Consider the following 4,962-nt stretch of genomic DNA (forward strand, 5'->3'; position numbering starts at 1 on the left):
AAGCGGCTCGACGTCGAGGCCGGCATGGCCAAGATGCTGGCCAGCGAGTACGCCAACGAGGTCGTGGAGGACTCCTTCCGCATCCACGGTGGCTACGGGTACTCCAAGGAGTACGAGATCGAGCGCCTCATGCGCGAGGTCAAGTTCATGCTCATCGGCGAGGGCACGTCCGACATCCAGAAGATGATCATCGGCCGCTCGCTGCTCAAGAGCTACGCGTCATGAGCGACCTCGCGGCCCGGATCGCCGCCGCGCGCTCCTTTCTGTTTGTGCCAGGCGACCGACTCAAGTGGCTCGAGAAGGCCTTTGAGTCAGGGGCGGACGCCGTCGTGCTCGACCTCGAGGACGCCATCGCACCCGACGCCAAGGACGCGGCTCGCGCTGCGGTGGGGGAGCGACTGGCCGAACCGCACGAGGCCGCCCTCCTTCTCGTGCGGATCAACGACCCGCGCGGCGGCGTTGGCGCCTCCGACGTTGCCACGTTGGCACCGCAAGGGGTACCGCTGATGGTGCCGAAGGCCGAGGACCCGTCGGTGCTCGTCGAGCTCGCCCGACGCACCGGCGCGCCGGTTATCCCGCTGATCGAGTCGGCGCTCGGCCTGGTCGATCCCGTCACGATTGCCCGGACCGCAGGTGTCGCACGGATCGCGCTCGGTCACCTCGACCTAGCGGCGGACCTCGGCGTCGATCCCGACGCCGACGACGTCCTCGCTGCAGCCCGGAGCTCGCTGCTCGTCGCCTCGATCGCCGCCGGCCTGCCCGCGCCTATCGACGGCGTGAGCACCGAGGTGCGCGACACCGAGCGCGTCACCTCCGACACCCGGGCCGCGCGACGTCGCGGCTACACCGGACGCCTTTGCATCCACCCGGCCCAGGTGCCTATCGTTCACGTCGGCCTCGCGCCGACGGACGACGAGATCGCCTGGGCCGAAGGTGTTGTCGAGGCCGCGTCGTCCGGCCTGGTGGCCGTGCTCGACGGCCGCATGATCGACCGCCCCGTCGTTCTGCGCGCCGAGTCCATCCTTGCCCGCAGGTGCACGAATGCGACGTGAGGACGATATCGATCAGCGCACAGCGCGGACAGTCGCAGCGTTCCTGAATAGACCAGGCGACCAATTCCTCGAGGGGAACCAGCTGCCGTTGATGTGGCAGATGTTCTACTTCCTAGACCGTCCCGCGCAGTCAGCACTCGGGCTTGATGGCCACCCAGCCGGAGCCAATGCAACTCCCGAAGGGTACCGCCGCATGTTTGCTGGAGGGCGCGTTCACGCCGACCGCGGACTCGTCGTCGGTGACCACGCTATTGCCACGACAGCGACGATCTCGGACGAGCAGCGGCAGGGTCGAAGTGGGTCTCTACGATTCGTGTGCCAGCGCACCACTATCGAGGTCGACGGTGACGTCGCTCTTGTTGACGAACGCGACATCGTCTATATCCCGATGCCTGCGGTGACATCGGCATCGGCGGATCAACCAGTCCGTCGCCCCGTTGAACATCAAGAGCCAACGAGGACCGCCAGTGTCAAAGTCAACTCAACCTTGCTGTTTCGGTTCTCAGCGCTCACCTACAACGCTCACCGTATCCACTACGACCGCGACTACACGCGTGAGGTCGAGAACCATCCGGGACTCGTGGTTCACGGGCCCTTGCAGGCTCTCCTGATGGCCGAGCTCGCCACTCTCGTGCAACCGATGATCCGCACCTTCTCATATCGCCTCGTCTCACCTCTGCACGAGAACGATGGACTCAATGTGCGTGCTGCCGCCGGAAAGCCGGGCAGCGCGTGGATTGAGTCCAACGACGAGCGGACCACCGCGACAGCGACATTCATAGGATAAAGGACTGCTGCACCGATCGGTGCCATCGCGGTTGATCGGCCTCGAATAGTCGGTGTTTCGACCTAGAATTGTGCCATGACTTTGAACATTCCGAGCGCTTGGAACGAGCGTATGGGGGCGGTGGTTTGCGGTGTCTAGCATCCGGGGTCGCTACGAATATGACGATGAGGGCCTCACCCCCGGGGCAAGCGGAAACAGGGCGGTTTGCACCAGAACCTCTTCGACGAGAACGGCAATCTCAAGGGTAGTGCCCGTTTTATCCCTGATGATGAGAACGGCGAACAGGGCCGGGTCACGCAAAGCTGAGACCCTCTACATGCCTGGGGAAGGCGGCTTCCCCCACCGTACCGAGGCGCAGCGACAGCGAGGCGAACTCGCGCAGGCAGTTGTCCGAGCATTGTTGGAACTCGCCATTGAGCGCGGCACACCCCACGCCAAGCGTCTTGGATCGAGAAGCTTCGTCCTGCCATCCAGGCACGGGTGCAGGGGCGGCGCGAGCGACGCGCGTTGCGTCGTCGGCGCCGTGCCGCGAAGAAGTCCGAAGTGCTCGAGGCAACGCCTGTCGAGCCCTATTTGGACCTTGCGGCCATCGCCGAGGAGTTCGAAGCGGACATGACCAGCGCGGAAGCGCGGCAAGGTATCTTCTGGCGATGGCGGCACAGCGCTTTGCCGACGAGCAGATGCGCCTCCTTGCAGAGACTGAGATCCGTGCCGGCGATGGACTTCCTGATTTGAAGCAAGCACTGTCGCAATTGCCTCCTGAACAGGTTGCCAGAATGCTCGGCAAATTTGACGCCAACCCGTCACTGTTGACCGGCGACGCTCTCACGGGTCTCGGCACGATGTTCGGCATCGAGCGTGCAGACGGACCGCCGTCGCTCGAGGCGCGGCGCGAGATCTAACAGCTCCAGCTCCCGCGAGTTGCTGGCCTTTGACATCTGGATGGGAACGAGCATTGCGCACGGTCAGATTGAGGGAACCCACTTCGTCCTACATTGAGGGAACGCTTCGGTGTTCAACACCCGAAGAACTGCTGCCGGGGCGGTGGGTGCCACTGGGAGGCGGGACCTTGAAGAGAAGGTGTCGGATGCTGGTGGGTATGGAGCCGAACAAGTCGTGGGCCTACCGGGCCCGTCATCAGGAACCGCTGGTTGAGGTGATGGTCGTGCGCCTAGGCACGCAGAAGCCAGCTCGCACGCTGGTGCGGTTCGTTGATGCTGAGTTCGAGGGCCGCGAGGAGTGGGTGCCTCCGGCACGGATGAAAGTGCCATGGGCCCAGGTCGATGCGTTTCGCGCCCGTGAGGCCCGGTGGGAGACCCTGCGCAGTCTCGGCCCGGCAGAGGAGGCACTGGAGTACGCCGCCGAGCACATCTTCCTTGAGTACATCGCCGAGGAAGTGGCGCGAGGTGGCTACCGCGACGGCACCGCGATTCATGTCGCCGACGTAGGGACCCTCGCTGTCTCGACTGGGATCGAAGTATCTGAGCTGACTGGTCACCCTGCCTCTTTCGTCGAGGATGGTGTTCGCATGGCGCCGTGGCCGATCACTGAGATCGTTGTCCAGGCTGTCGCTCGTCGACATGCGGAGCAGGTGCTGATGTTTGTGGAGGCGGAGGAGCGGCAGGCTCGGCACGAAGCGATCCATGGGCGCTACTCGCGCGGCCATCAGGACTTCTACATCACCCCTGAGGACAGCCGCCAGAGCGATGATGAGTTCGGAAAGCCGACGCGACAACTGCTGCGTTCCTGGTGCGGCGCGGAAGAGACCGAGCGGTTCGATGAGCTGGTTGAACTGCGTCGGGAGATCAAGCGGGTGGGCGACGTGGCCGAACGCGCCATCGAGCTTCTGCGTGCCGCAGGCAGTGGCGACCAAGCCGCTCAACTGAGTCGGGAGCTGGGGACGCCGGTCGAGATGCTCCGCATCGACGATGCCACTGACCGGAGCTGACTCGAGGGAGTGGACCAGCGTGGCTACTCACGGTGATGGTCGCGACCAAGCGCTCATTCCGCGGGGCATGAACGGCGCGATCTCTCGTGCCCCGATCTGCTCCGGCACCCGGTAGGCCAGGTCGACGGGATAGAGCAGCGGGTCGATGCGGTCGGCTTCGTTGTCGGCCCAGTCGGCCCACTCACGGACTGCAGCCCCAGCTGCACTCGGGGTTGGCTGCTGCGCCTGTTCGCGGAGCCGTGCGGCGTAGCGGCGCAGCGACGCGGCCTTTGCTGAGGCGGCCACCTGCTCCTCCAGCCGTCGACGATTGAAGTCTTCGATGAAGGCCACGCGCGCGTCGGCACACGCGGCTTCCCAGGCGCGGTGCTGCTCCTGACGTTTGAGCTCAGTGCGGGCACGCTGCTCGACCACCCGGATGGCTGCATCTTCCAGGTGCGCGAACAAGTGGGGGAGCCGGTCGGCCAGGGTCCACCGTTTCCGATCGGCCCAGGACGCTGCGTGCCGATGGTCCTGCAACTTGATGACGAGTCGGCCCGAAGGGACCCGCTGCACTGTTGAGGGGACACGCTGCCAGGCGTACTTCGTCGCAGCGAGGACCTCACTGACGGGCCTTCGCGACGCTCCAACTCCTCGGTGAGGACGAAGGTGAATGCGACATCGCCGATGCTGATCTGAAAGGTCGACCGTTCCTCATCGGGCAGAGCGAATTGGTGCTCACGGCGAGCGCATTCTGCTGCGATCGCCTGCACGATCAGCAGCGCGCGCCGGCGGGACTCAGTTCTGACTGCGAGCCGATCCCGGTGTTCGTCGCGCAGTGCCCGTACCGCCGGGTGCGAGCCACGCAGATCCTCCGGCACTGGCACTTCGGGCAGTCGTTCTCGAGCGGGTGCAACCTCTTGGCGCGAGACGAGCCGGATCACCAGATCACCTCGGTCGCGTCCGGTGTGGCGCAGCACGTATCCCTCGGGGATCAGGCCGTCGGTGATGGCTCGACTGATCGCTCTGCGATACGCCCCACGCACGTCCGGTGGCGGGTCAGGCACCGTCAGGACGCCGGCGGTCTCCTGCAGTTGCTGCAGCAGTGAGTTCGCCGCGACGGAGCCGGCTACGGCCGGTTCGCTCCGTGCCGAGGTGGTCTGTTCCGCTGACGTGCTCGAGCGGGCTCGTGCGGCCAC

6 protein-coding genes are annotated in these 4,962 nt (G+C 65.2%); 5 read left to right on the forward strand and 1 reads right to left on the reverse strand.

The window, feature by feature from the left end; translation table 11 throughout:
* The 5 genes from ACHAAC_RS17410 to ACHAAC_RS17430 form a co-directional block, all read left to right on the forward strand.
* The coding region (locus ACHAAC_RS17410; RefSeq protein WP_435717642.1) for an acyl-CoA dehydrogenase family protein at positions 1 to 225 on the forward strand (225 nt) is incomplete at its 5' end.
* Complete coding sequence (locus tag ACHAAC_RS17415) at positions 222 to 1,052, forward strand: HpcH/HpaI aldolase/citrate lyase family protein (protein ID WP_435717644.1); 831 nt, start codon at positions 222 to 224, stop codon at positions 1,050 to 1,052. The genes ACHAAC_RS17410 and ACHAAC_RS17415, both read left to right, overlap by 4 nt.
* Positions 1,042 to 1,839, forward strand: a complete 798-nt coding sequence (locus tag ACHAAC_RS17420) for a hypothetical protein (RefSeq protein ID WP_435717646.1) — start codon at positions 1,042 to 1,044, stop codon at positions 1,837 to 1,839. The genes ACHAAC_RS17415 and ACHAAC_RS17420 overlap by 11 nt, the downstream gene beginning before the upstream one ends.
* A 650-nt stretch (positions 1,840 to 2,489) precedes the next feature.
* A complete protein-coding gene (locus ACHAAC_RS17425; RefSeq protein WP_435717648.1) occupies positions 2,490 to 2,741 on the forward strand; it encodes a hypothetical protein in 252 nt (83 codons plus the stop codon).
* A gap of 197 nt (positions 2,742 to 2,938) precedes the next feature.
* Complete coding sequence (locus ACHAAC_RS17430) at positions 2,939 to 3,787, forward strand: hypothetical protein (protein WP_435717649.1); 849 nt, start codon at positions 2,939 to 2,941, stop codon at positions 3,785 to 3,787.
* A gap of 27 nt (positions 3,788 to 3,814) precedes the next feature.
* Here the strand turns inward: ACHAAC_RS17430 and ACHAAC_RS17435 are convergent, their stop codons facing one another.
* Entirely contained in the window at positions 3,815 to 4,231 is a 417-nt protein-coding gene (locus ACHAAC_RS17435) for a hypothetical protein (protein ID WP_435717650.1), read from the reverse strand.
* Positions 4,232 to 4,962: the final 731 nt, after the last annotated feature.

The organism is Aeromicrobium sp. CF4.19 (genome assembly GCF_051262555.1).
GTDB lineage: Bacteria > Actinomycetota > Actinomycetes > Propionibacteriales > Nocardioidaceae > Aeromicrobium.